19 protein-coding genes and 1 tRNA gene are annotated in these 22,271 nt (G+C 54.9%); 13 read left to right on the top strand and 7 right to left on the bottom strand.

Annotation, left to right across the window (positions count from 1 at the left end; genetic code table 11):
* Positions 1-6: 6 nt before the first annotated feature.
* Positions 7-960 (bottom strand): DUF1559 domain-containing protein, encoded by a 954-nt coding sequence (locus tag HOV93_RS00895; RefSeq protein ID WP_207394559.1) that lies wholly within the window; start codon positions 958-960, stop codon positions 7-9.
* Positions 961-1,281: 321 nt separating this feature from the next.
* Between HOV93_RS00895 and HOV93_RS00890 the strand changes: the two genes are divergently transcribed.
* A complete protein-coding gene (locus tag HOV93_RS00890) occupies positions 1,282-2,109 on the top strand; it encodes a c-type cytochrome (RefSeq protein ID WP_207394558.1) in 828 nt (275 codons plus the stop codon).
* On the opposite strand, the gene ilvA is transcribed toward HOV93_RS00890, so the two are convergent.
* The 3 genes from ilvA to HOV93_RS00875 all read right to left on the bottom strand — a co-directional run bounded on the left by ilvA (position 2,106) and on the right by HOV93_RS00875 (position 5,592).
* Positions 2,106-3,695, bottom strand: coding sequence for a threonine ammonia-lyase, biosynthetic (gene ilvA / locus HOV93_RS00885; RefSeq protein WP_207394557.1), 1,590 nt, complete (start codon positions 3,693-3,695; stop codon positions 2,106-2,108). The two genes, HOV93_RS00890 and ilvA, sit on opposite strands and share 4 nt — an antisense overlap.
* A gap of 43 nt (positions 3,696-3,738) precedes the next feature.
* On the bottom strand, positions 3,739-4,812 hold the full coding sequence (locus tag HOV93_RS00880) for a bifunctional transcriptional activator/DNA repair enzyme AdaA (protein ID WP_207394556.1): 1,074 nt from the start codon (positions 4,810-4,812) through the stop codon (positions 3,739-3,741).
* Between the two features lie 171 nt (positions 4,813-4,983).
* Positions 4,984-5,592 carry a hypothetical protein gene (locus tag HOV93_RS00875; protein ID WP_207394555.1) on the bottom strand — a complete coding sequence of 203 codons (609 nt, stop codon included), beginning with the start codon at positions 5,590-5,592 and terminating at the stop codon, positions 4,984-4,986.
* Between the two features lie 290 nt (positions 5,593-5,882).
* On the opposite strand from HOV93_RS00875, the gene HOV93_RS00870 reads away from it, so the two are divergent.
* Positions 5,883-6,275, top strand: a complete 393-nt coding sequence (locus HOV93_RS00870) for a GlsB/YeaQ/YmgE family stress response membrane protein (protein WP_207394554.1) — start codon at positions 5,883-5,885, stop codon at positions 6,273-6,275.
* A gap of 125 nt (positions 6,276-6,400) precedes the next feature.
* Here the strand turns inward: HOV93_RS00870 and HOV93_RS00865 are convergent, their stop codons facing one another.
* Complete coding sequence (locus tag HOV93_RS00865) at positions 6,401-6,739, bottom strand: P-II family nitrogen regulator (protein ID WP_207394553.1); 339 nt, start codon at positions 6,737-6,739, stop codon at positions 6,401-6,403.
* A gap of 1,019 nt (positions 6,740-7,758) precedes the next feature.
* On the opposite strand from HOV93_RS00865, the gene HOV93_RS00860 reads away from it, so the two are divergent.
* Positions 7,759-8,340 (top strand): thioredoxin family protein, encoded by a 582-nt coding sequence (locus HOV93_RS00860; protein ID WP_207394552.1) that lies wholly within the window; start codon positions 7,759-7,761, stop codon positions 8,338-8,340.
* Between the two features lie 62 nt (positions 8,341-8,402).
* A complete protein-coding gene (locus HOV93_RS00855) occupies positions 8,403-8,837 on the top strand; it encodes a SufE family protein (protein WP_207394551.1) in 435 nt (144 codons plus the stop codon).
* Between the two features lie 111 nt (positions 8,838-8,948).
* Here HOV93_RS00855 and HOV93_RS00850 read toward each other — a convergent pair whose 3' ends face one another.
* A complete protein-coding gene (locus tag HOV93_RS00850; protein ID WP_207394550.1) occupies positions 8,949-11,387 on the bottom strand; it encodes a serine/threonine protein kinase in 2,439 nt (812 codons plus the stop codon).
* A gap of 400 nt (positions 11,388-11,787) precedes the next feature.
* A complete protein-coding gene (locus HOV93_RS00845; RefSeq protein WP_235989655.1) occupies positions 11,788-12,831 on the bottom strand; it encodes an aldose epimerase family protein in 1,044 nt (347 codons plus the stop codon).
* Between the two features lie 379 nt (positions 12,832-13,210).
* On the opposite strand from HOV93_RS00845, the gene HOV93_RS00840 reads away from it, so the two are divergent.
* The 9 genes from HOV93_RS00840 to HOV93_RS00800 all read left to right on the top strand — a co-directional run bounded on the left by HOV93_RS00840 (position 13,211) and on the right by HOV93_RS00800 (position 22,118).
* Positions 13,211-13,765 carry an RNA polymerase sigma factor gene (locus HOV93_RS00840; protein ID WP_235989654.1) on the top strand — a complete coding sequence of 185 codons (555 nt, stop codon included), beginning with the start codon at positions 13,211-13,213 and terminating at the stop codon, positions 13,763-13,765.
* A gap of 18 nt (positions 13,766-13,783) precedes the next feature.
* Positions 13,784-14,488, top strand: coding sequence for a hypothetical protein (locus HOV93_RS00835; protein WP_207394548.1), 705 nt, complete (start codon positions 13,784-13,786; stop codon positions 14,486-14,488).
* Between the two features lie 72 nt (positions 14,489-14,560).
* Complete coding sequence (locus HOV93_RS00830) at positions 14,561-15,520, top strand: PDZ domain-containing protein (RefSeq protein WP_207394547.1); 960 nt, start codon at positions 14,561-14,563, stop codon at positions 15,518-15,520.
* 147 nt (positions 15,521-15,667) lie between these two features.
* Positions 15,668-17,593 carry a sigma-54-dependent Fis family transcriptional regulator gene (locus HOV93_RS00825; protein WP_207394546.1) on the top strand — a complete coding sequence of 642 codons (1,926 nt, stop codon included), beginning with the start codon at positions 15,668-15,670 and terminating at the stop codon, positions 17,591-17,593.
* Between the two features lie 226 nt (positions 17,594-17,819).
* A tRNA-Lys gene (locus tag HOV93_RS00820) sits at positions 17,820-17,892 on the top strand.
* Between the two features lie 432 nt (positions 17,893-18,324).
* Positions 18,325-18,855 carry a DUF4365 domain-containing protein gene (locus HOV93_RS00815; protein WP_207394545.1) on the top strand — a complete coding sequence of 177 codons (531 nt, stop codon included), beginning with the start codon at positions 18,325-18,327 and terminating at the stop codon, positions 18,853-18,855.
* Entirely contained in the window at positions 18,845-19,984 is a 1,140-nt protein-coding gene (locus HOV93_RS00810; protein ID WP_207394544.1) for a hypothetical protein, read from the top strand. Before HOV93_RS00815 ends, HOV93_RS00810 begins: the two co-directional genes overlap by 11 nt.
* Positions 19,985-20,680: 696 nt before the next feature.
* On the top strand, positions 20,681-21,619 hold the full coding sequence (locus tag HOV93_RS00805) for a DUF1559 domain-containing protein (RefSeq protein WP_207394543.1): 939 nt from the start codon (positions 20,681-20,683) through the stop codon (positions 21,617-21,619).
* A 94-nt stretch (positions 21,620-21,713) separates the two neighbouring features.
* Entirely contained in the window at positions 21,714-22,118 is a 405-nt protein-coding gene (locus tag HOV93_RS00800; protein ID WP_235989653.1) for a hypothetical protein, read from the top strand.
* Positions 22,119-22,271: the final 153 nt, after the last annotated feature.

Below are 22,271 nucleotides of genomic sequence, written 5' to 3'. Positions count from 1 at the left end.
ATGTCATTACAAAGACCCCAGTCCGCTTGTGGGTGCGCCGTCGTCGATTCGGCCCAAAGCTTGATAGGTCGCCAGGTCGATCGTTTCCGGAATAAAATGGACCGACGCGTCGCCCATCAGAAACATGCACCCGCCGGGATGATAACTGCCAAACAGTTTGGTCATCACATTGAGCGTATCGTTCTTCGTCCCATCACGCGGATCGGAATTGATCTGCTCGCGTGCGGCGGCCAACACCAGCGGCGTTCCCCAAGCGTCGAGCTTCGTGGCCGAAGCCCACCCGCTATGGAAACCATCGGACCGACCGCTAGGCGTCAAGCAGTAACGCGTTTCGCCGACCATGAAGATGTTGGTCGACCCATCGGTGAGATCTTGAAAGCCGGTGTCCGAGTTCAGGTGCATGGCTCCGTTGCGATAAAACACCCTTTGCCCGGAAGAGGTCGAGCACGATTCATCGGCGGCAGGGCCTCCTCCTTGAACGCCGAAGTAGCTGATGGAATTCCAATCGTCACGACTGGCAGGGTTCGAGGGGCATTGGTACGTCGCGTTGCTTTGCAGAAACAAATTATGGTTGACCGAAACGCCCGCCACATTGCTGGTGGCGGTGAAGCGACCATCGAGATCGAACTGGTCGTAAAGGTTGTTTCCTTCCAGGAACGGCAATATCTTCACCGTCCATGGTTCGCGTGTGCCTGTGGTTCCGGAACTCGAGCACCAACTGCTGCTGGTAAAGTCAGGCTCCGGCGTATAGCGAACGCCGGAGGGAAACTGCCCGTAGGTATCGTGGTGGTTGTGAATGGCGATACCAATCTGCTTGAGCTTGTTGGTGCAAGTCATCCGCCGAGCGGCCTCGCGGGCCTGTTGAACGGCGGGCAAAAGCAGGGCAATCAGAACTCCGATAATGGCAATTACCACCAGAAGTTCCACCAACGTGAACGCCGCACGGCGAGCGGATACCATAACGCAACCTTTGAAGAGAAGAGAAAAGGAAAAATTGCGAGATAATATGATTTTTATCGGTATAGATCAGGCCATTCAAGTGCGAAATCAAAAGTCAGAATTAATATGCGGCAAATACGCAACCGCAATCCCCTCTCTAGTGCAGGTTTTCTTCGTCTTGCCGAGAAGGTTGACGTGGCAGGCCAAGCTTCCCTGCGAGAGGGCGTCCTACAAGCGATTCGCTTTGCGGCGGTTGTGAACCAGTTCACAGATCGACAGAGGGCAAATCGGAAGGATGAATGAACGACTGAATATTCCTCATAACGAGTTGAAGATAAGACCATGTTATTTCGGCAGCTACTAACGCGTTTGTTCTTATTGTTTGGCTGTTTGGCTGCGGCGAATGCCTGGCTGCATGCCGAGGAGTTGCCGGCTATTCCGGACGAATATCCAGCAGGCCCGCTTGGAGAAGTTGTGCAGCTGGGGGAGAGGCTTGTCCTGGAAACCAAAGATCATCCGCTGAGCAAACCGTATGTCGGCAACCAGCTGAACTGCACATCGTGTCACTTGGATGGCGGCACCCACCCCGACGCCGGCAGTTTCCTTCAGGTAGCTTCCGCGTACCCGGCCTGGTCGCCGCGCGAGAACCGCGTGATCACGTTGGAGGACCGCGTGCTCAATTGTTTCATGCGCAGCCAGAACGGCATTCGCCCTCCTAACGGCAGTCGGGTTTCGGTTGCCATCACGACCTACATCACCTGGCTATCGACCGCCAGCAAGATTCAGATGAACGAGAAGAAACCACTCGGGCCGCGGCATGTGCCAGAACTGAAAATCGATTGGAGCAAAGCGAACCCAGAACAAGGGAAGCTCGACTACCAGACTTACTGCCTCGATTGTCACGGACAAGACGGGCAAGGCACCGCCGATGGCCCGCCGGTGTGGGGACCTCAATCGTTCAACGATGGAGCAGGGCTCAGTCGCGTGCCCAAGATGGCATCGTGGCTAAAGGTTGGCATGCCGCTGGGCGATCCCTCGCTGACCGAGCAGGAAGCGGCCGATATCGCGGCGTATATTAACCGTCACGAGCGACCCAAATTCAAGCTGGAATGGCATCTTCCGGAGGCCCATCGGCTAGGAGAATACAACTCTCAGCCGTCGGTCCCTTAGGCGAGAAACAACCGGTAGACCGGGTTCTCGGTTTCTTCGACACACGGATACGCGATGCTCTCGATGAAGTCTTGAAACTCGGTTTTGGCGTCACTGGGGATCTGTAATCCCACCAGAATCCGCCCGTAGTCGGCGCCTTGGTTACGATAATGGAATAAGCTAATATTCCAATCGCTGGGCATGGCAGACAGGAACTTCATCAAGGCCCCTGGCCGCTCGGGAAAGACAAAGCGGTAGAGATGCTCGTTGGCTGCCATTTTGCTATGGCCACCCACCAGGTGCCGGACATGCAGCTTGGAAAGTTCGTCGTCGGTGAGATCCAACGTATCGAATCCGCTAGTACGAAGTTCCTCGGCGATTCGCTTGGCTTCTTCCCGATTGTTGACTGCCAGACCCACAAACACGTGAGCCACATTCGAATCGGAGATGCGGTAGTTGAACTCGGTTACGGCCCGCGGACCGATCAGTTCGCACAGCCGCTTGAAGCTTCCTTTGCGTTCAGGAATGGTGACCGCGAAGAGGGCTTCCCGTTCTTCACCCACCTCTGCACGCTCGGCCACAAAGCGAAGCCGGTCGAAGTTCATGTTCGCCCCGCACGTGACGGCGATGAGCGTATCGGCTAGCAAATGATGTTTGGACGCATACTGCTTGAGGCCAGCGACGCTGAGCGCTCCGGCAGGCTCGAGAATGCTGCGAGTATCCTCGAAAACGTCCTTAATCGCGGCGCAAACGGCGTCGGTATCGACGACGACAAATTCGTCGACCAGAGCTTTGGTAATTCGGAAGGTCTCTTCACCGACCTGCTTCACCGCAGTGCCGTCGGAAAAGAGGCCCACATCCGTAAGCTGAATTCGTTTGCCTTGTTTCACGCTGCGGACCATCGCGTCGGAGTCGTTGGTCTGAACGCCGATGACTTTGATTTCCGGCCGAACCGCTTTGATGTAGGCGGCCACGCCCGAGATCATGCCGCCGCCGCCGATGGCGACAAAGATGGCGTGGATCGGCTTTTGATGTTGCCGCAAGATTTCCATCGCGATGGTGCCCTGACCGGCGATCACGTCGGGATCGTCAAAGGGATGCACGAAGGTCATCTCGTTGGTGCTGCTCAATTCGCTGGCGTGCTGGTTGGCATCGGTGAAGCTTTCGCCATGCAGCACGACATTGCCCCCCAACGCTTTGACCGCCTCGATTTTGAGTTTAGGAGTGGTCGTCGGCATGACAATGGTCGCCGTACAACCAAGATGCGTTGCCGCGAGCGCCACCCCTTGGGCGTGGTTGCCTGCCGAAGCGCAGATAACGCCACGTTCAAGCTGCTGCGGTGTGAGCTGGGCCATTTTGTTGTAGGCCCCACGCAGCTTGAAACTGAACACCTTTTGGCTGTCCTCGCGTTTCAGCCAGACATTGTTTTGCAAACGCTCGGAAAGCTTACCGGCCCGCTCGAGTGCAGACTCGTGAGCGACGTCGTAGACCTGGGCGTTGAGGATTTTGCGAAGGTAGTCCATCAACCCGAGATGGGTGCCATCTCCGACGAGACCACGTTTAGCGGAAGAGGTTGCCGCTGGCGTTGATTTAGGCGTTTCGTTCATGTCCCTTATTGGAAGCGAAGAACGCGGAAGGGTCTAGGGTACCTCATAGGGGCAGCTGAGTTTGCTTGGCCTTTCGTTCGTGTTCCAGCAGCCATTTTTTTCGCCAGAGACCGCCGGCATAGCCGCACAGGTGACCATCGCTGCGAACGACGCGATGGCATGGCACGACGATCGCCAGGCGGTTATCGCCGTTGGTGCGGCCGATGGCCCTGGATGCGTTGGGCTTGCCGACCTGCTGGGCCAACTGTTTGTAAGAGCTGGTCTGGCCATAGGGAATTTCGAGCAGATTGTTCCACACGGTCTCTTGAAAGGAGGTCCCGTCCAGACGCAAGGGAAGGGTGAACTCGGCTCGTGTTCCGTCGAAGTATTGCTGGATCTGCTCTGCCGCAAGGGTCAGCACAGGGTGCGTGCCGGGCAGAATGGGTTGAGCGAAAAGCTTGCTGATCCGCTCGAACTGCTTCGGCAGCATCTTGCGATCGGCGAACTCCAGCAGGCACAGCCCGGCGTCGCTTCCGGCGGCTAGCATAGGGCCCAGCGGAGTTAAAAGGCGGTCGACCAGGATCGGCTCGCCCTGCTTGATGCTCGTAGGCGTCTGCCCGGTCCATTTGCGGAGACTATCGCGAAAACCGCTGAGCGACTCGTAACCGCTATCCCATGCGACGGAGGTGACGTCTTGGCCGGTTTGCAGCATGTCGACTGCCAGGCCTATCCGCCGGGTACGAAGGTAAGCGTGAAAGGTCATCCGGTAGTGCATTTGAAACCAACGACGAACGCGGATCGGCGAAAGCCCCATCGTGGTCAGGTCGGCGTTGGTCCAGCGGCGCGACGGATCGGCTTCGAGGGCTTCGATCAGCTTGGTTAGCCAGGCCGGCACACTGCCAGCAGGCTCGGTCGGGCGGCAGCGTTTGCAGGGGCGATAACCGCCAGCGGACGCCTCGTCGGCGGTGGCGAAGAACTCGACGTTCTCGCGCTTGGGGGTTTTCGCTTTGCAGCCAGGCCGGCAAAAGATTCCCGTCGTTTTCACAGCGACAACGAAGAGACCTTCCATCGCGGCGTCGCGGTCGACGATGGCCTGGTACATGGTTTCGAAATCGGGAAGCGTGATCGTGGCGTTCATGTGGTCACTATAGGAACGCCTGCCTGAGCCTGCGACCGGAAACGGAACAAACAATTCGGAATGCGAAAGAAGCGGCTCTTGGGTTGAGGTGATCTCAGATAGAGACTTGCCATCGGATTCAGGCCTGATTGCATTATCCGCTTTGAGGCCCTGAGGTTGATCCAAGTTGGCTTAGTTCAGGATTTCGTTGGCCTGACTGACGATCTCGGAGATTTCTTCCTTGGAGAGGTGAGCCGCAAGTGGCTTATTGACCTTCAGGCCGTCGTCATTCCACATCATGACTTGGATGCGAGCCTGCGGGGAAAGGCCATAGCCGGCGGGGCCTTCCTTTTCATTGAAGACAGTCAACGGCGTGTTCACGATGTTTTGAGAAACTTGAACGCGCTGCAGCGTGGGCTTGATCTGATCGGTGTCCTCGCCCACGACAACCATGAACGCAGAAAGCTTCTTGTCGGCGTTCTCGGCGACCTTGCGGTCCATCTGCTGAACCAGGCTGGTGACCGAATCGTTCACTTCGCGGGCGAAGATAACGACCGTGGGCTTGCCGCTGTATTTGCAACGATAACAGAGAAACTCACCCGCTGCGGGGCCGGTGACATCCTCTACCTGAAACGCGCCGGGCTGTTGGCCCAGTTGCAGCGAGACAACTTGATTCGACCGAGCATCGGAAGCCAACGTGCCGCTTGTCTCGTCGGCGAGTTCCGAGGCATTAAACTTCGTGCATCCAAGAACAACTGCCGCACACAGCGACAAGGCGAACATCGGGATAAGGGTTCGCATAAGACACCTCCGCGAAGAAAACCGTGCGATCGCATGATTAGGGGGCTGATCCCTCCGGGACCAGCGAAAGGTGCGACGCCTGACGATCGATCTCGTTGGGCCGCACGCTCTCTCTACTATTATAGCCGTTATCTCACGATTACCACTTCCTGCCAGGGGGAAAGATGTCTTTTCCCAATCGATCGGCATAATCGGCAAATTTTTGAGCCGCAGTTGACGACATCTATCTTATGTCGACTTCTCGCGGGGAGATTCATCCCCAGTTGCTAGCATGGAAAAAGTAGGCGGTTATGGGTGACGAGGCATTACAGGTATCCGAGCATTTTGAAGCGTGGGCCAATCTGTTTCTGACTTGGGTAGGTTTCGGTACGCTGACAGGGTTGTTTGCCAAAGCGATTATGCCAGGCCGAGATCCTGGTGGGCCGATTGCTACGTTAGCGATGGGAATTGGCGGCTCGGTAATTGGTTGCGGAATGCTGTCGCTCTTTTTTGAAGGCTACAAAGTCTCGCCGCTAAGTCCGATGGGATTCGCCGTTGCCACCGGCGGGGCCTTTACGATCTTGTTCTTCTATCGATTGCTATCAGGGCATGTGATTGATGAAAGCCAGCCGGCTTCACCGCGGCGGATGCGTCTGTATTCAAATCGTCGCCGATCGAGTCGCTCGACTGCCGATCACTACTAAAGATGCCAAGGGACGGAAAGCTTCATAAAAAAAGCCGACCCATGAAGGGCCGGCTTTTCCAGGGGGAGTGACTTGGTGGTCGAAGGGCCGTGCGCTTGGCCGATGCGACTAATGTGAATCGGCGACTAAATCGCGGACGATCCGGTTTCTGCCGTACGAATACGGATAGCGTCGGTGAGTTCGGAGATGAAGATTTTTCCATCGCCGATCTGACCCGACTGAGCTTTTTGAATGATGGTGTCGACGATTTCCTGGCACTGCTCGTCGGTGCAGACGATTTCGATTTTGATTTTAGGAACGAAATCGATCGAGTACTCCGCACCGCGATAGGTCTCCGTCTGTCCCTTTTGACGTCCAAATCCCTGGACTTCCGTTGCGGTCATGCCACCAAACCCTTTAGTAACCAGGGCTTCTTTGATTTCGTCCAACTTGTGGTGACGGACGACGGCTTCAATCTTCTTCATTAATGCATACTCCAACAAACTGACGTGACGTTATAAGGACAGGTCGCAACGGATGCTCTTTCATAGTGGAGCCATGCACTAAACAAGGCGGAGAGCGAGTGCATGATGAGCGGGTGACCTATTTGTCCATTGCTTTCGGTTGTTTGCAACCGTTATGCCAATTCAGCGGTTAGTATGTGGGGTCGATGCGTAAGCATCAAGGAGATAACGGTTTAAGTCAGTAAAACTTTTCTAAAAAGTGATGCCCGGTCGCAAGAGTCTGCGTGACAAATTAGCAGCCAAGCGGGAAACGTGCCTAAGATGGTGACAGGAAAAAGTTCCATAGAATATGCTTTAGCGCATAAAAATAGCCGAGGTTAAGGAGGCAAAACCTCCTCAACCTCGACTACCGTTCGCGGCAGCCCCACTGCACACGAACAACACCCCATCATGCTTCCACACTGTTCGGTTCAGATCACTTGGAGATGATCTGCAAATTTTGTTCGGTTGAAAAGCGAAGCCGTTGAGCTTGTCCCCAGCCCTGACGGCACTCCTTGTCTCAGAAGCACGGGGCAAGCATCGTATGCTATTCAGAAGAGAGAAGTCCGAGGTACACGATCCTTCGCGACCGGTTCCGAATCTCCTTCTGATTCGCTTTCGCCAGACATTAGATGCATTCGGTGTGCCAATTGAGCTGCGGGTCGATAAAACGGGGCAAAATTGGCTGATTACCCGGTTTTCGGGCAGAAAACGGCCTGTAGTTTTTTTGACCGCCCCTAATCAGCCACCCGCTTGCTGCCTAAAATGCACGCAGGTGCTGCCTTCAAATGCATCGGCCCTGACGCGAATGTGCGGGTACCCGTGATCAGAAGGACGAAGCCTGAAGTTTTCAGTATTCCGTTTTCAGCAAAAGTGAAGAGAAGAGATCAAAAGCCTGCTTCTTACTGAAAAACCGAACACTGAAAACTTCAAACGTGGGCCAATTGTGGCCACCTTGAAGAGACTCACGCAAAGAACCATTTTTTAATTTTGAGAGAACTATGCCCTTAGACTGGCCTACCCTGTTTTCCTCTGGCAAATCGTACGTTGACTTCCTGGCAAAGTATGCCAACGAGAATCAGCAAACGCGTTGGAATGCTAAACGCGAGACGCTGTCCCTCAGTGAAGCCCAAAAGACCTTGCTGGCAAGCTTCACTCGCGAGATGCACGTCCTTTGCCTGGCTGGGGCCTGGTGTGGTGATTGTGTCGATCAGTGTCCGATGTTTCAGGTAATTGAAGAGGCATCCCCCCACATCACGGTTCGCTATATTGATCGGGATGATGCCCCCGATGATTTGAAAGAAGCAATCAAAGTGTGCGGCGGAAATCGTGTTCCGGTCACCGTCTTTTTGAACGAAGATGATCAAGTGACCGGCATGTACGGTGATCGCACCCTGGTCAAATACCGTCAGATGGTCGAGAAGCTAGGAGGAGCCGCGTGCAGCACCGGCATCTCGCTGGGGACCGCCGGGCAAATGGATCCCCTGACTAGTAGCGTGTTGGCCGAGTGGATCGATCAATTCGAACGCCATCAATGGATTTGTCGCACGTCGACCCGTCTTCGAGAAAAGCACGGCGACTAGAATAGGGGCAGTACCCTCGTATCGAGCAGACGATTTATTCGATTGAAATGAAGAGATTCACCTTGAACGAACCGCCAACACTGACCGCGGAAGAATTGATCGACGACTTCGAGTTCGCTGAAACCAAAGAGGAGCGGCTGAAGTTGATTATCGAGTTGGGACGTGAGCTTCCCGATTTGCCAGATGAATTGCGTCGCGACGAATTCAAAGTGCAGGGATGCCAGAGCCAGGTTTGGCTGGTTCCCAAGGTTGTTGAAGCCGATGGTCAGGCCACGAAGATTGTCTTTCAAGCCGATAGCGACGCCCATATCGTGAAAGGTTTGGTGGGCATCCTGGTGATGTTGCTTTCCGGCAAGAGCCCGCAAGAGATTCTCGATTTCGATCTGCGGGGCCTGTTCGATACGTTGAAGCTTGAGAATCACCTGGTGCCGGCGCGATCGAACGGTCTGCATTCGATGGTGCGTAAGATCCACGAGATCGCCGTCAGTGTTCGCTAGGAAGCCCCTTAGAACGGATGGCACGCCTTGGCTGGAAGAAGGATGAGAGCTTGGCGGTTCGATTGCGTTCTTGCATGAGCCGCTTGTCGGCGTTGCTTATTTGATGCGGCGTTACAGCGCGGGCCTATCTTCTGGTTCGCGGATCGCCATTTCAAAGAGCTCGTCGACCGGGATGTTGTGTTCCCACCAGTCTTCGGCCTCTTGTTGGGTCCAGGGGAAGTCGTCCATCAGCTTTTCGACTTCCTTAAGCACTTCTTCGACTGTCTGAGGACGATCCTTCGGATCCTTGGCCAGGCAGCGTGAGATGAGGTCTTGCAGGGCATCGGGAATGATGCGGTCGGAAGCCTCTTTCACCGAGGGGATTGGTTTGGTGACTATCTGCACCAAGACATCCACCGCGCTGGCAGCGCTGAAGATGGTCTGCCCGGTGAGCATGAAGAAGACGGTCGCACCGAGGGCATAAATATCGACGCGGGGATCGGCCTGGGTCGGGTTTTTGACACGCTCGGGCGGAATATACATCGGCGTTCCGCTGATCTCGGTCGTGGTGGTCACGATGGTGGCACCGGGATCGGCCGAAAGGTTTTTCACCAGGCCGAAGTCTAGGACCTTCGCGACGTCGTACTCGCCGCCGGCGCGGCAAAGCATGATGTTAAGCGGCTTGATGTCGCGATGAATGAGGCCGCTCTCGTGGGCTTCACGAAGCGAGGCAGCCACTTGCCGCATCACCCACAACGTACGCGATACCGGCTGCCAGCCATATTGCCGCACGAGGACTTCAAGAGTGATGCCGTCCAGGTATTCCATCGCGTAGTAGAAGAGGTCGTCCGGCGTCTTGCCATAGTCGTAGATCTCGACCGTATTGGGATGCTTCAGGCGGCTCGAGAGCTGAACTTCTCGCTCGAACCGTTTGAGCAAAGAGGCATCCGTTTGCTCAGGCCGCATCAGCTTCACGGCGGTTGGTCGCTTGAGCATTTGATGACGCGCGAGATAAACCTGACCCATGCCTCCTTCACCAATCTTTCGCAGCAGCTCATAGGCACCGACGACGGTGTGCTCGCCAATGGTGCGACGCATTTGAACGAGCGAGGTTGCGGCGTAATAGGCGAGTCCGGCAAACCCGGCGATCAAAAGCAGTAATGCGTACTGGGCATAAGAAATGTAAGTGAAGGGGCGGAACGCTTCCTGCGATTCGGTTTCGTAGGCGACGCCAAAGTTGTATTCATCGATCCACTGCCAGGCACCGACCGCCTGACGCCCTCGGTAGTCGGGGTACGGGGTCATCATGACATCCGACTTGATGCCGTTCGCATGGTCGGCGATTGCCTCGCCAATTAATCGCGTGAATCGAGGGTGGTTTTCGGGATTAGGGTGCTGCTGAGCATGGGGCGGGCGGAGAATGAGATTGGCCCGCGATGGCTCTCCTTCCGGCAAGATTCCCATCCGCCAGAGATCTTTGGTAAACCGGCTCTCGGTCAACATCAGACCGTTAGCATCGAACGCATACGCTTCGCCGGTCTCGCCGGTTCGGGCAGAAATGAGCGACTTCGTAAAGTTGCCAATCGAAAAATAGCCGAAGCAGAGAATCGCCGACGGCACATTGAAGTCGTCGTAGATCGGCTGGTAAACCCACGTGAATGCCACATCAGGACGCGTGCCAGGGATGGTCATTTCCTGTTCTGGACGCATCGGCGGAATGAAGCCGGCTTTGTTTTGAAAGACATCTGAAAAGATTTGCAGCCGACGACTGCCCACCAAGGTTTGGTTAATCGCCTTTTCTTCCGTCGCTGCCAGAACGGTTCCGGCTGCGTCGGCAACGAGGTACACCCCTTCATCGGGAATCAGGCCGGGGTGATCTTGAAGGGGCTCTTGCCGCTGGTCGAATGTAATCGGCTCGTTTGCTTCGATGAATTGCTTGACGTCGCTGACGGGACGTGTGAACTTCGGGAATCGTTGTTGAAAGAATTGAAGCTGTTCTTGGACAGCGCTGGCCGAGTAGTCGTCTCGCAGCTTTCGCTTTTGATTGACCAGCGTCAAGATCGCCTCGCGAACGTCTTCGTCTTTGGCGACGACCGAAACATGCTCTTTGCGAGTTTCGATCCAGGAGGTCAGGGCCTGAACATCCGCGGCCAGCAGGGCGGTGAACTCTTGCTCGCGGATCTTGCGTAGTTCGTTAAAAACGAGATAACGCGAACCGATCCCCAGCAAGATGATCAGCACGAGGACGCTCACGATAGCGATCGTGCGATAAAGTCGCGATGCCCAAACACGCACTAGCACGCTTGTGCCGGGCAAGTAGCGTGCTGTCAGGCCTGGTCTGGGGTGAAGCGAATGCTTCGAGGGAGGCTCGGCAGAGAGGGTCGAGCTGATGTTGACTTGGTCGGGAACCAAGGTGCCTGCCGGCTTAGGGCGGATCTTGTCTTCGACCAACTTACGCAGGACCTGATCGGTACCGCACGTGTCTTCCAGAAACGCTTCTCGGGCAGCGCCATGCCGCCGCCGAGCCTCGGCGGCGATCTTCAAAACAACTTTGGTATCAGGCTGATTCATTCTTCCAGCGCGTGATGCTTGCGTGTGGGGATTGCCCGTAGGTTGTGAGTGTCACGGTTGGCTATCAAGTCACCCCATAAGCATGTGCCATCCTATGGACCGTCCGATCGCTGGTGCCGATCGATTGGTAAACCCGTTGGATAGCTCACTACCGATTCAGTGTGATGGCACTTTTTAAATGGGGGTAACTGGCCATCTCACTTTATAAACAAACTCGTAGTTCACGACACTAGCAAGCGAGTCATTCGGGGTAAGCCTGATCGAAAAAACGAAGCTGATTTCACAATAAACGCGAACTTGGTCGTACTCTAATGAATGCTTTCTGTGCTAACGAAACTCCACAAAAAAAGCGGCCCCTGTTTAAGAGGCCGCTTTCGTTTCGCTGGATTGGTTAGATACATTACTTTTCGACGGAGAACTTGTGAACCGTCGTCTCGTGGAACGTTTCGCCTGGCTTGAGTGTGGCCGAGGGGAAGTTGGGTTGGTTCGGGGTGTCGGGGAAGTGCTGCGTTTCGAGACAAAACGCTTCGTGCTGGTTCAGCCCCGCGTTGCCGTCGCTACCATCGAGGAAATTACCGCTATAGAACTGGATGCCTGGTTGGGTGGTCCAAACTTCCATCACGCGGCCGGAATAAGGTTCCTTGACCGTGGCGGCGAGTGCCAGCTTGTCGGTCTGATCGTCGAGCACATAGCAGTGATCGTACCCGATCGGATCGCCGCCGGTCTGTTGGATGTCTTTGCCGATGGTCTTGAATGTGGTGAAGTCCATCGGGGTTCCTTTGACCGACTTCATGTCGCCGGTTGGGATCAGGGTCTCGTCGACCGGCAAGTATTGGGTCGCTTCCAGCTTCAGTTGGTGGTCGTAGTTCTTGCCGCTTTGGGCACCGGCCAGGTTCCAGTAGTTGTGGTTGGTCAGGTTCAGCACCGTTTCCGCGTCGGTTGTGGCCGTGTAATCCATCACCAGGGTATTGTCTGGGGTGAGGGTGTATCTCACGGTGACCTTCAAGTTACCGGGATAGCCTTCTTCGCCATCGGCGCTGGTGTAGTCGAACTGCACACCGACGGCGTCTTCGTTTTCGATCTTCTTGGCGGCCCACACGACCTTATCGAATCCTTTTTCACCACCGTGTAAAGTATTGGGGCCGTTGTTGGTGGCCAGGGTGTACTCTTGGCCTCCGAGGGTGAATTTGCCCTTAGCGATGCGATTGGCATAGCGGCCCACGGTCGCACCAAAGTAGGGTGTTCCGCCGAGGTAGCTTTCCAGGTTGTCGAAACCGACGTTGATGCTGGCGGACTGACCATTTTTATCCGGCGTAGTAACGCTGGTCATGATCGCGCCGTAGTTGATCAACTCCATCACGACGCCGTTGCCGTTGTCGACCGTGTACTTGGCTATTGTGGTTCCATCCGGCAATTGGCCGAACTCGCTCGCGGTCACACTCATGGGGGTATCATTTCCTTTTGCTGCAGGCTCTGCGGCCAATCGACCAGAAGCACTCATTACAATCGCCGCTATGCATAGTGCGGCAGGGGCTAGGCAGCGTGTCATCATCGGAACTCCAAGCAGTTGGGGCTAGTAGACGAACGGCCGGAAGGGCCGTACCGGGAAAAGCGAAAGGGACGTGCATTGAGAAACATTATCAAGCTGAATTTTCCGGAAGTCTAGCGATCTCCGTAATTTACGAAGCAAACCAACCTACATTTTCATGCGTAGTACAAGAGTTTGAGTTTGCTTGCACAAGCATCTGAGTTTTTTTGCGAAAATATTCCAACGGCATGTGCAAGGTTTTTAGTCCAGCGGTAACTAACCCTCTGAATACACGATGAACCCCGTCGAGCTGCCAGGAGACAACGTGAAGCCCGAGCCCGCACAACTGCTACAGCAGCACGAGCGCTGGCTGAGAACTGCGCTGTATGCACGGCTTCGCAGTCCGACGGAGGTTGACGACGTGATGCAGGAGACGGTCGCCGCAGCGCTGGAAAACTGGCAGCAGATAAGGGACCCCAGCGCTGTGGGACCGTGGCTTTATAAGATTGCCATTCGTCAGGCTCTCTTGTATCGCCGCAAGCAAGGCCGAATCCGCAAGTTACACGATGCGGCTGAGCAAAATTTACCCCCGAAAATCAATTCCGAAGTAAACCCATTGGATTGGCTGCTTGCCGAAGAACGCAACGCGCTGGTCCGCCAAGCCTTGAACGAACTACCACGACGCGATGCCGAGATTCTATTGCTCAAGTACACCGAGCAGTGGAGCTATCGCGAGATCAGCGAGCGACTGGGCGTGAGTACCAGCGCCGTGGAAGCCAGACTTCATCGGGCTCGTCAAAGAATGCGCGAGCGACTGGTGGCCCGAGAGATTGTCTCGACGGCGACCTAAACCATAGCGAAACATGCCATGAACGATTCATCGAACCACATTGAAGACCGCCAACTCGACCGCTTGGTTGATGGCGAATTGACGCCGCAAGAGTACCGCGAGGTTCTTTCGCAGTTAGAACAAGTTCCAAATGGTTGGCGACGATGTGCCCACGCGTTCCTAGAGTCACAGGCGCTGGGGCAATCTCTGCCGCTGGTGATGCAGACCTCTCCGTCACGCCCCCTGACAGAGTTGGCACCAGCGGCAGAGAAGTCGTCCACCGCCGGCATGGCTTCCTTTCGTCGCATGGAAACATTGGCAGCGATGGCGGCCTCGGTAGCGATTGCGTTCGGCTTGGGATGGTACATCTCAGGCATCGACGGCACCACGGTCGATGGGCCTGGCAGCGGCTTAGCGACGAACGTGATCGATCCGCAATCGCCCCCTGATTCACCACAGCACAGCGTTGCCAAACCGCAGTTTGTGTACGTTAACCAATGGGACGGCGAGCAAGGCGGCGGCATGCCGATCGCCATCGATCAAAACAAACCTTACGATCCCCAGGCCGAGTGGGATAGCTCGTGGGGGATGAGCCCGCAGCAACTTGAAAAGCTGAAAGATTCCGGACAACCATTTCAAACCAAGAACCGCTTGATCCCCGTTTCGCTTGAAAATGGCGAGCGAGTTGTGGTTCCGGTACAAGACGTGATTGTCTACGAAAAACCCGATATACCGTATCACTAAATCACCCAACGCCCCACGGGCACCAGCACGGATTACTCTCCCTAATTTCCCCACGCAAGAAGGAGTGAAAGCATGAAAGTCCGACATTGGTTCATGGCCACGCTCTTGGCAACCGGCGTCGTCGCCGTACCAATGATGCAGGTCGTCACCGCCGATGAGGCACCTCAAGCGGAAGCAGAGGCCGAAGCCAAGCAGGAAAAGCCGTCCGCCAAAAAGTATTGGCTCGGCGTTCAATTGACGCCGACTCCGGAAATCTTGAAGAAGCATGTCGAGCGTCTCAAAGATGGCGGCGCGATGGTCGCCGGAGTGGCTCCGGAAAGCCCCGCCGAAAAGGCCGGACTGAAAGCAGGCGACCATGTACTGAAAGTGAATGAGGTAACGATCGCTTCGCCAGAGCAGATGGTCGACTTGGTACGCAAAAACGAAGCCAAGCCGCTGACGGTGCGTGTCCTGCGTGGCTTGGAAATCGAGTCCTTTACTGTTGAGCCGGAGGAAACCCCGGACAACATGTTATCGGCGATGCCACCGGTTGGCGTGGTTCCCGAGGAGCCGAAACTGGCAGCCCAGCCCGATGCTCGCTTTCGTTTCTTCGGCCCCGGTCAAGTCGTTCCACCTCAGGTGCGCTTAGGCATGATGGGAGAAGATCTGCCTCAGAACCTCTTGATTCGTGTCGAGAAACAGGGAGACGGTCCCGCCAACTTGCACATCGAACGCGACGGCAAGTCGTGGGACGTTACCGAAGAGAGCATCGACGAATTGCCTGAGGATCTGCGACCGGTCGCCAAGCGTTACCTGGCCCAGGGTGCCGGTGGCAATATCATCATCAGCGGACAGGACGTGCCGTTTGTCGAACTGCAAGAAATGATGAAGGACATGGGGCGACAAGGTCTGCCAGGTGATGCGAACTTTGAACAACGCATGCAACAAGAGATGAAGCAGATGCACGAAATGATCCGCAAGATGCACCAACGAATGGAACGCATTCAAGGGGCCCCACCAGCCGCTGAGAAGCCCGCCGATAACGAAGTGTGAGCCCACACGAAGCGCTGTCCTGGTCCTGCCTTTTAAGCCAGGAGACGACGGAGCCGTCGGTCCGCAATCGTGGACTGGCGGCTTTTTTTGTATAACGAAGGCGAAGTCCGACCCACGTTCTTATCCGCCGAGTCGCCGTTGCCCGCTATGAACCCAACTGATCACGATCCATTTCAACTGCTCGGCGAGGCCATTCAGGAGAACCCCCGACTGGCCACCATGCTGACGCAGCTCTGGCGGCAGCTCGACACGGCCCAAAACTTGGCGCAGCTGTTCGAGGGCATCTGTCAGGCCCTGGCCAAGTCGTTTCCCAGTTCTTCCGCTCAATGCTTGCGTCAGCATTCGACCGGCGATTGGAAGGTAATCGCTTCGGCTGGCAAAGTGCATGCTGTCTCTTCCGGCCAGGCTCAACAGTGGATGCAGGCCGACATCGCGACCGGTGAACCGGCCGCTTTTTCGTTGCCGCTCGACAACGAACCGCATCGTCTGTTGGTCATGGAAGGGGTGCAGGGTTTACCCATGCGGTCGCTTCAGGCCATCGCCCAGGTTACCCGGTTCGCGGTCCAGCGTTTCATTGAAACACTGAATAAGAACGATCGGTCGCAGCGTCTCAAGGCCATGCTGACCATGGTGCAGCGTTGGCATCAGACCGACGACCTCGTGACGCTGCTCAGCGAAATGGCCGAGTGTTCGACCGAGTTCTTCGGCAGCGAGCGGGCTAGTATCTTTCTGTGGGATAAGCCCAAGCGGAAGCTCGTCGGTCGTCCGGCCTTGGGCGTGGAAGATGGCAAGCTGGTCGTGCCGGACGACAAAGGTGTCGTCGGCGCGGTGGTGCAATCGGGCGAGCCGCGGCGCGTCGACGATATGCTCGGCCACGAGGTCAATCGCGATATCGATAAGGCGCTCGAGTTCCATACCCGCAGCTTGTTGTGTGTTCCGCTTTTAGACCGCAAAGGGAAAGTCTTCGGGGCGTTCGAGCTGATCAACAAAAAGGACGGCAATTTCACCACCAAGGACGAGCAGGGGCTGGTCGAAGTGGCCGTGCATGCGGCGGCCGTGTTGGAAAGCTCGCAGCAAATTGCCGACCTGGTCGAAAGCCGCGATCGCATCGCCCAGGCCCAAGCCTCCGAGATCCAGCTCATCGGCGAGTCGCCAGCGATGATGCAGCTACGCAAGAACATCGACCGCATCGCCGCCACCAAGCTGCCGGTGTTGGTGCTGGGCGAGAATGGTAGCGGTAAGGAAGTCGTCAGCCGTTTGATCCATTATCAAAGCGACCGTCGCAGCCAACCGTTGGTCGCCGTGAACTGCGCCGCGCTGCCGGACACGCTGTTGGAAAGCGAGTTGTTTGGTCACGAGAAAGGAGCCTTCACCGGGGCTCACGAAACCAAGGCCGGTAAGTTTGAACTAGCTTCCGGCGGTACGCTTTTCCTGGACGAGATCGGCGACATGAGCCTGCCTGGCCAGGCCAAGCTGCTGCGAGTGCTCGAGAACCACGTCGTCACGCGGCTGGGTGGGCAGTCTGATATCGAGATCGACGTCCGCGTGATCGCGGCCACCAACCAGGACCTGCCCAAGCTGGTCAACGAGAAGAAGTTTCGCCAAGACCTTTTCTATCGGTTGGATGTCGTCTCGGTGACCTTGCCGCCGCTGCGAGATCGCGGCAACGATATCTTGATTCTCGCTCAGCAGTTTCTCGATCAGTTCTCGAGAAAGGCCCACCGCGAGATCCCCATGTTTTCGACCGATGCCAAAGACCGCTTGCTGGCACACCCCTGGCCAGGCAACATTCGCGAGCTGCGAAACACAATGGAACGCATCGCGTTTCTCTGCGATCGAGAAATCATTACCTCGGAAGTGCTACCGCTGGAAACGGCCACAGGCCCACAAGTGCACCAGGTTTCTGCCCAGTTAGACCTATCGGCCGCCACCGACCGCTTTCAGGCCGACTTCATCAGCTATCACCTCCAGCGAACCGCCGGAAACATGGCCCAAGCGGCCAAAAACATGGGCGTCCACCGCTCGAACCTACACCGCAAAATGAAGCAGCTAGGGCTCTTAGAAGAAAACTAGTGCCATAAGCACAACCAACAGCCACCCAGGCCAGCCACCAAAAAGGCGACCCCCTGGGGCCATACCGCAGGAGAAACCCCCTCGAATTTCTTCAAGCGTCCCCTTCACCCGAGCCGAGAAAAGCAGTAAAGTATGCGTTTCGCCTTTAGAAGCCCCCGCCGATAAAGCGAAACCCAGCAGGCCCCGCGAACCTAACCCAGGTTACGGCCCTCCTAAAAACAGCAAAGCTCCCTTAGCTCAATTGGCAGAGCAACTGACTCTTAATCAGTAGGTTGTTGGTTCGATTCCAACAGGGAGCACTTCTTAAGCCTCGTGGGTGTCAACACTTGCGAGGTTTTCTTATGCGCTGAAAATCGGTGAACTTCGCGAATTGTCACTGATTTTGTCATCTAGTGCAATCCAGAAGTCGCATACTCAAACTTCTCAGCTCGTTGTTTTTGCAAATTCGTGAAATGCATTGCCAGGCCTTAGCCTCTATGTAGGTCACAGCATCGTCAAGAACAAGTCGAATGAGCCGCACGCTCATTCGACTACTAGGTCGCATTCTGCCTGACTTATCTTTTTGGCAATCCTGGCTCAACAAATATGTACGGAGGTATTCCGCTGCCCCCTAGAATTGTGTATCGGAGTCGCGCAAGATACTCGAATGTCGAATTCATTCTCCAAAACAAAACTTCTAATGTGTGCCACGAGCGCCTGTTCAAAATGTAAAATCAGGGAATCAGGCTATCATGCCGTTGGTAGAAAATGAAATTGAGGCTGAGCTGAGCTATGCCTTTCTGCATGCGGTAGCATCCCGTGTTGGATGCTCGTGCTCAATCACAAACCGGCATGTAGACGGTATGGGGGTGGATGCCATTCTTCATGTTGATGATGAGTTTGGTGATGCTCCGGTGTGCCGCTTCTCAGTTGATGTGCAACTGAAAGCTACAGTAAAGTCACTTCCTCATAGAAACGGAAGTTATTCTTATTCGCTCAAGAAGCCTCACTATGACAAGCTGCGGAGGGTTAAAATTGAGAACGCCTATATTCTGATTGTTTTGCAGCTTCCAAGAGACTCAAGTCAGTGGCTGAAGTGTTCAAAAACAGCTCTAACGATGAAGAAATGTGCACATTGGGTCAGTCTTTATGGCGCACCCGAAAGCACTAACGATACGGAACAAACAATTTACTTACCAGACTCAAACTTGGTAACTCCAGACGCATTACGGGAACTCCTTTCACGGTTTGCTTGGAGAGAGCGTATTCCCTATGTTGTTTGATGAAGCACAAAAACTGCCGGATGAATTCGTACAAAAAGTATCACCCGTACGCGTGCGAGAGTATTTGAAATCAGCTGGGTGGTTATCGGTTAAGACTCCGGGTGATACAAATTCAATTTTGTATCAGCGACCAAATTCGAAGCGGGAGCAGATCTTAGTTCCAACGACGTATCAGTTGGATGACTACAGCATGCGCATGGCTGAGGTAATCGCGTATGTCGCAAGTTTCGAACAGCGTTCTCCAGAAGAGCTGCTCTCGGCTCTTCTTTTACCTGAAGCAGACATACTTCGTGTTCAAGAGTCTAGCGAAACTGCTGCAGCAGGTGACTTGCCACTGGATCATGCACTTTCCTTGTTGAATGGCGTCAAGAAGGCAATCCTTGCATCGGCGTGCAGTGTAATCCGACCGGCAAGGCTACACCGTCGAATGAGTCTCGGAGACGCAGAACAACTCATCAATAGTTGTCGCCTTGGTCAAACGGAACGAGGTAGCTTCGTCATGATGGTCGCTTGTCCGCTCGATGCCGTGCCGTCCGACCCAGATCTCTTCGATACGCCCCCGTTCACGCGGCGAGTTACAACGTTATTAATGCGTTCAATTTCTCATCTTGTACAGGCAATAGAATCGGGCGACACGGAGTCATTGCTCCGAGAGAACGACGACGAATATGCTCCACTTCTGAGCACAAACCTGTGCGAGGGACTTCTTGAAATGCAGCCCGAGGGCGATCGCTCTTTTATTCGCATCTCAGCATCCTTCTCACAAGTCAGGCATGTTAGCGACGTTCCGACATCGGTCCGTTTGTCCAGAGAGATCTTCCCGCGAATTGAGTCTCTAATTAATAAATTGCGTCCAGTCGATGAGCCACGTTCTCAGGCATTTGTGGGGTATGTTGAAACTCTTAACGGTCGCCCTAACGCAAAAGGCAAGATGGAAGGACAGGTCACTCTTCGTCTGCTCACACCAGATATTGACAACTTGCGAGCTCGTATTGAGCTAGAGTCAGATGCATATGCGATCGCCGACTATGCCCACATGCATAATAGGCCGGTATCGCTTGAGGGAGTTTTGCGACAGGTTGGTCGAACGTATAAGTTTGATCATATTCACTTCTTCCATCTGCCCTGACCGAGGGTATGCTTGATTATCGGTTAGTTCAGAGGAAAACGTAGGTGTTCAACTCTTTGTTGCATCGACTTACAAGGGATATTTCTCCTTACGGCCCTCGTCCTTGCGCTATCGCATTCCATAGAATTTCGGCAGTGCGTTCCGCGTCCTGTCCGACGTAGAATTTTAGTGTCGTCTCAATCGACTCATGTCGCATTAGTTCCCGTAGTTGTTGCGGTAGAAGGCGTTTCGACCATCTTTCCCCGAAGGCTCGCCGGAAGTCATGCACACTTGCAAATTTCTTCTTTTCGCTTCGACGGTCAACATTCACGATAATCGTTGCGGTTTGTCCAAATTCGCAGACGGTCTTTGACACCCAGTTCACTCTTGGTCGTTGACCACGATATCCGAGCGGATCGAATACGAAGTCCTTGCGTTGAAGTTTCGGCGTTTTCAAAAGAAACTCGGCAAACTCAGGAGCAAGGGCACAGATTCGATCCTGGTTTCCTTTCTCGAATTAGCCCTCAAATCGCAGCAGCAGCCATTCCAATTGAGGGGGGCGGGTTGCCGTATCCAGCAGAAAACGCTTGCCAAAGTGATACCACGTGGTATCATGGATTGTGTCATGGCGGATGACATTGGGCATGCTGGTGGTTAGCCGTTTGCCTTCTTATCGCACTGTGCGCCACGATCTTCCTTTCTATTGGTTTTATTTTTATGAAACGTCATTCCGGTTTTACGCTTGTTGAGCTCTTGGTTGTGATTGCCATTATTGGCGTTTTGATTGCTCTTCTGTTGCCGGCCGTTCAGCAGGCCCGCGAGGCGGCTCGCCGGATGCAGTGCAGCAATAACCAGAAGCAGCTCGGCCTTGCGTTTCACAACTATCACGACACGTATCAAGGCTTTCCGCTGGGGCCGATTTCTGTCAGAGACAACGGCATTCAGTATGCGTTGGGCTGGGTTCCACGTATTTTTCCATTCATCGAACAAGGCACGCGTTTGGAAGCGATGAAGGCGATCGATCCAAATTACTTGACCGCGCGTAGCCCTTACCGAAATCACGATACGGATAACCCCATCTTCGGTGCCGTGCCTGGGATTACGTGTCCTTCTTCGGCCATTGGCGAGCTCGCTTCCGATCACTCGGCCGGCGGAAACTTCCCCGATGCCCAGCAGCAAGGTTCGCTGCACTACCGAGCAAACTCAGGCTCGTTCGATGTCGATCTCGATACCGGCAGTAGTGATTCGAGTCGTTACTACAGCCGATCTGGCATTATGTATCCCGGCAGCAAATCGAAGTTCCGCGACATTACCGATGGCACGACCAACACCATGCTGCTGGGCGAAACCTCGAAGTCGCGCCAGTGGACTAATGCCTACATGGTGACCGGCTGGGGTGGCATTAAGCCCTGGACGTTTGGCTTCTTCGACTACGGAACATCGTGGCTGACGATCGACCATAAAACGGTCAACTTCCCGATCAACTACACTGGTGACTTCATTACCTCGACGACGCCTTACACGAGCGAACACCCAGGCGGGGCCATGTTCCTAATGTGCGACGGAAGCGTTAGTTTTCTGACCGAGACGATGCCGCTGAGCTTGCTCAAGAGAATGGCCACTCGCAGCAACGGCGAAGTGATCTCGGAAGACTAAATCGGTCTGAAGATCAAGGCGATACCATCGTCCGCATGCGCGGCGATGGTATTGCAGTTGCCAGTCCTCTCGCATTACCAAGAGATCTATGCTCATGACGAAATATTCCTTCGGTTTGCTACTTTGTGTTTTTGTCTGCACGTTTACCGTCGGCTGTGGTCCCGGCGGCCCGCCGTCGGGCAAGGTCACCGGCAGCGTCACCTATAACGACAAGCCCTTGATGACCGGCACCGTGATTCTGGTCCCAGAGCAAGAGGGCTTAGGCTACGCGCAGGGGACCATCCAACCTGACGGCACCTACCAGGCCGAAACCAAAGAGTATGGCCAGAACATTCCCGTCGGTTCGTACCGCGTAATGATCAGTGCCGTCGAGGACCGAGGACCGGAACATCCTGCCCGACCGTTGATCCCATTTCACTATAGTTCCGAAGCCCAATCTGGCTTGCAAGCGAACGTGCAAGAAGGGGACAACACCATCGACTTCCATTTGACCAAATAGCCATGGAAGGCCTGTCTCTTGGGGGCCGATGATGTTTCCGAGCTGTGCAGGGGGGCCAGTAGGTCTGTGGCGCCTGGCTGCGTCCAAGGTGTTGCCTCGGGAATCGTAATCGTACGCGACGCGTTATCTTTGCGGCGTCCGTAGTTTCTAAGC

The organism is Bremerella alba (assembly GCF_013618625.1).
GTDB lineage: Bacteria > Planctomycetota > Planctomycetia > Pirellulales > Pirellulaceae > Bremerella > Bremerella alba.
Note: the sequence above shows the minus strand (reverse complement) of the source record. Positions and strands in the feature narration are given on the sequence as shown.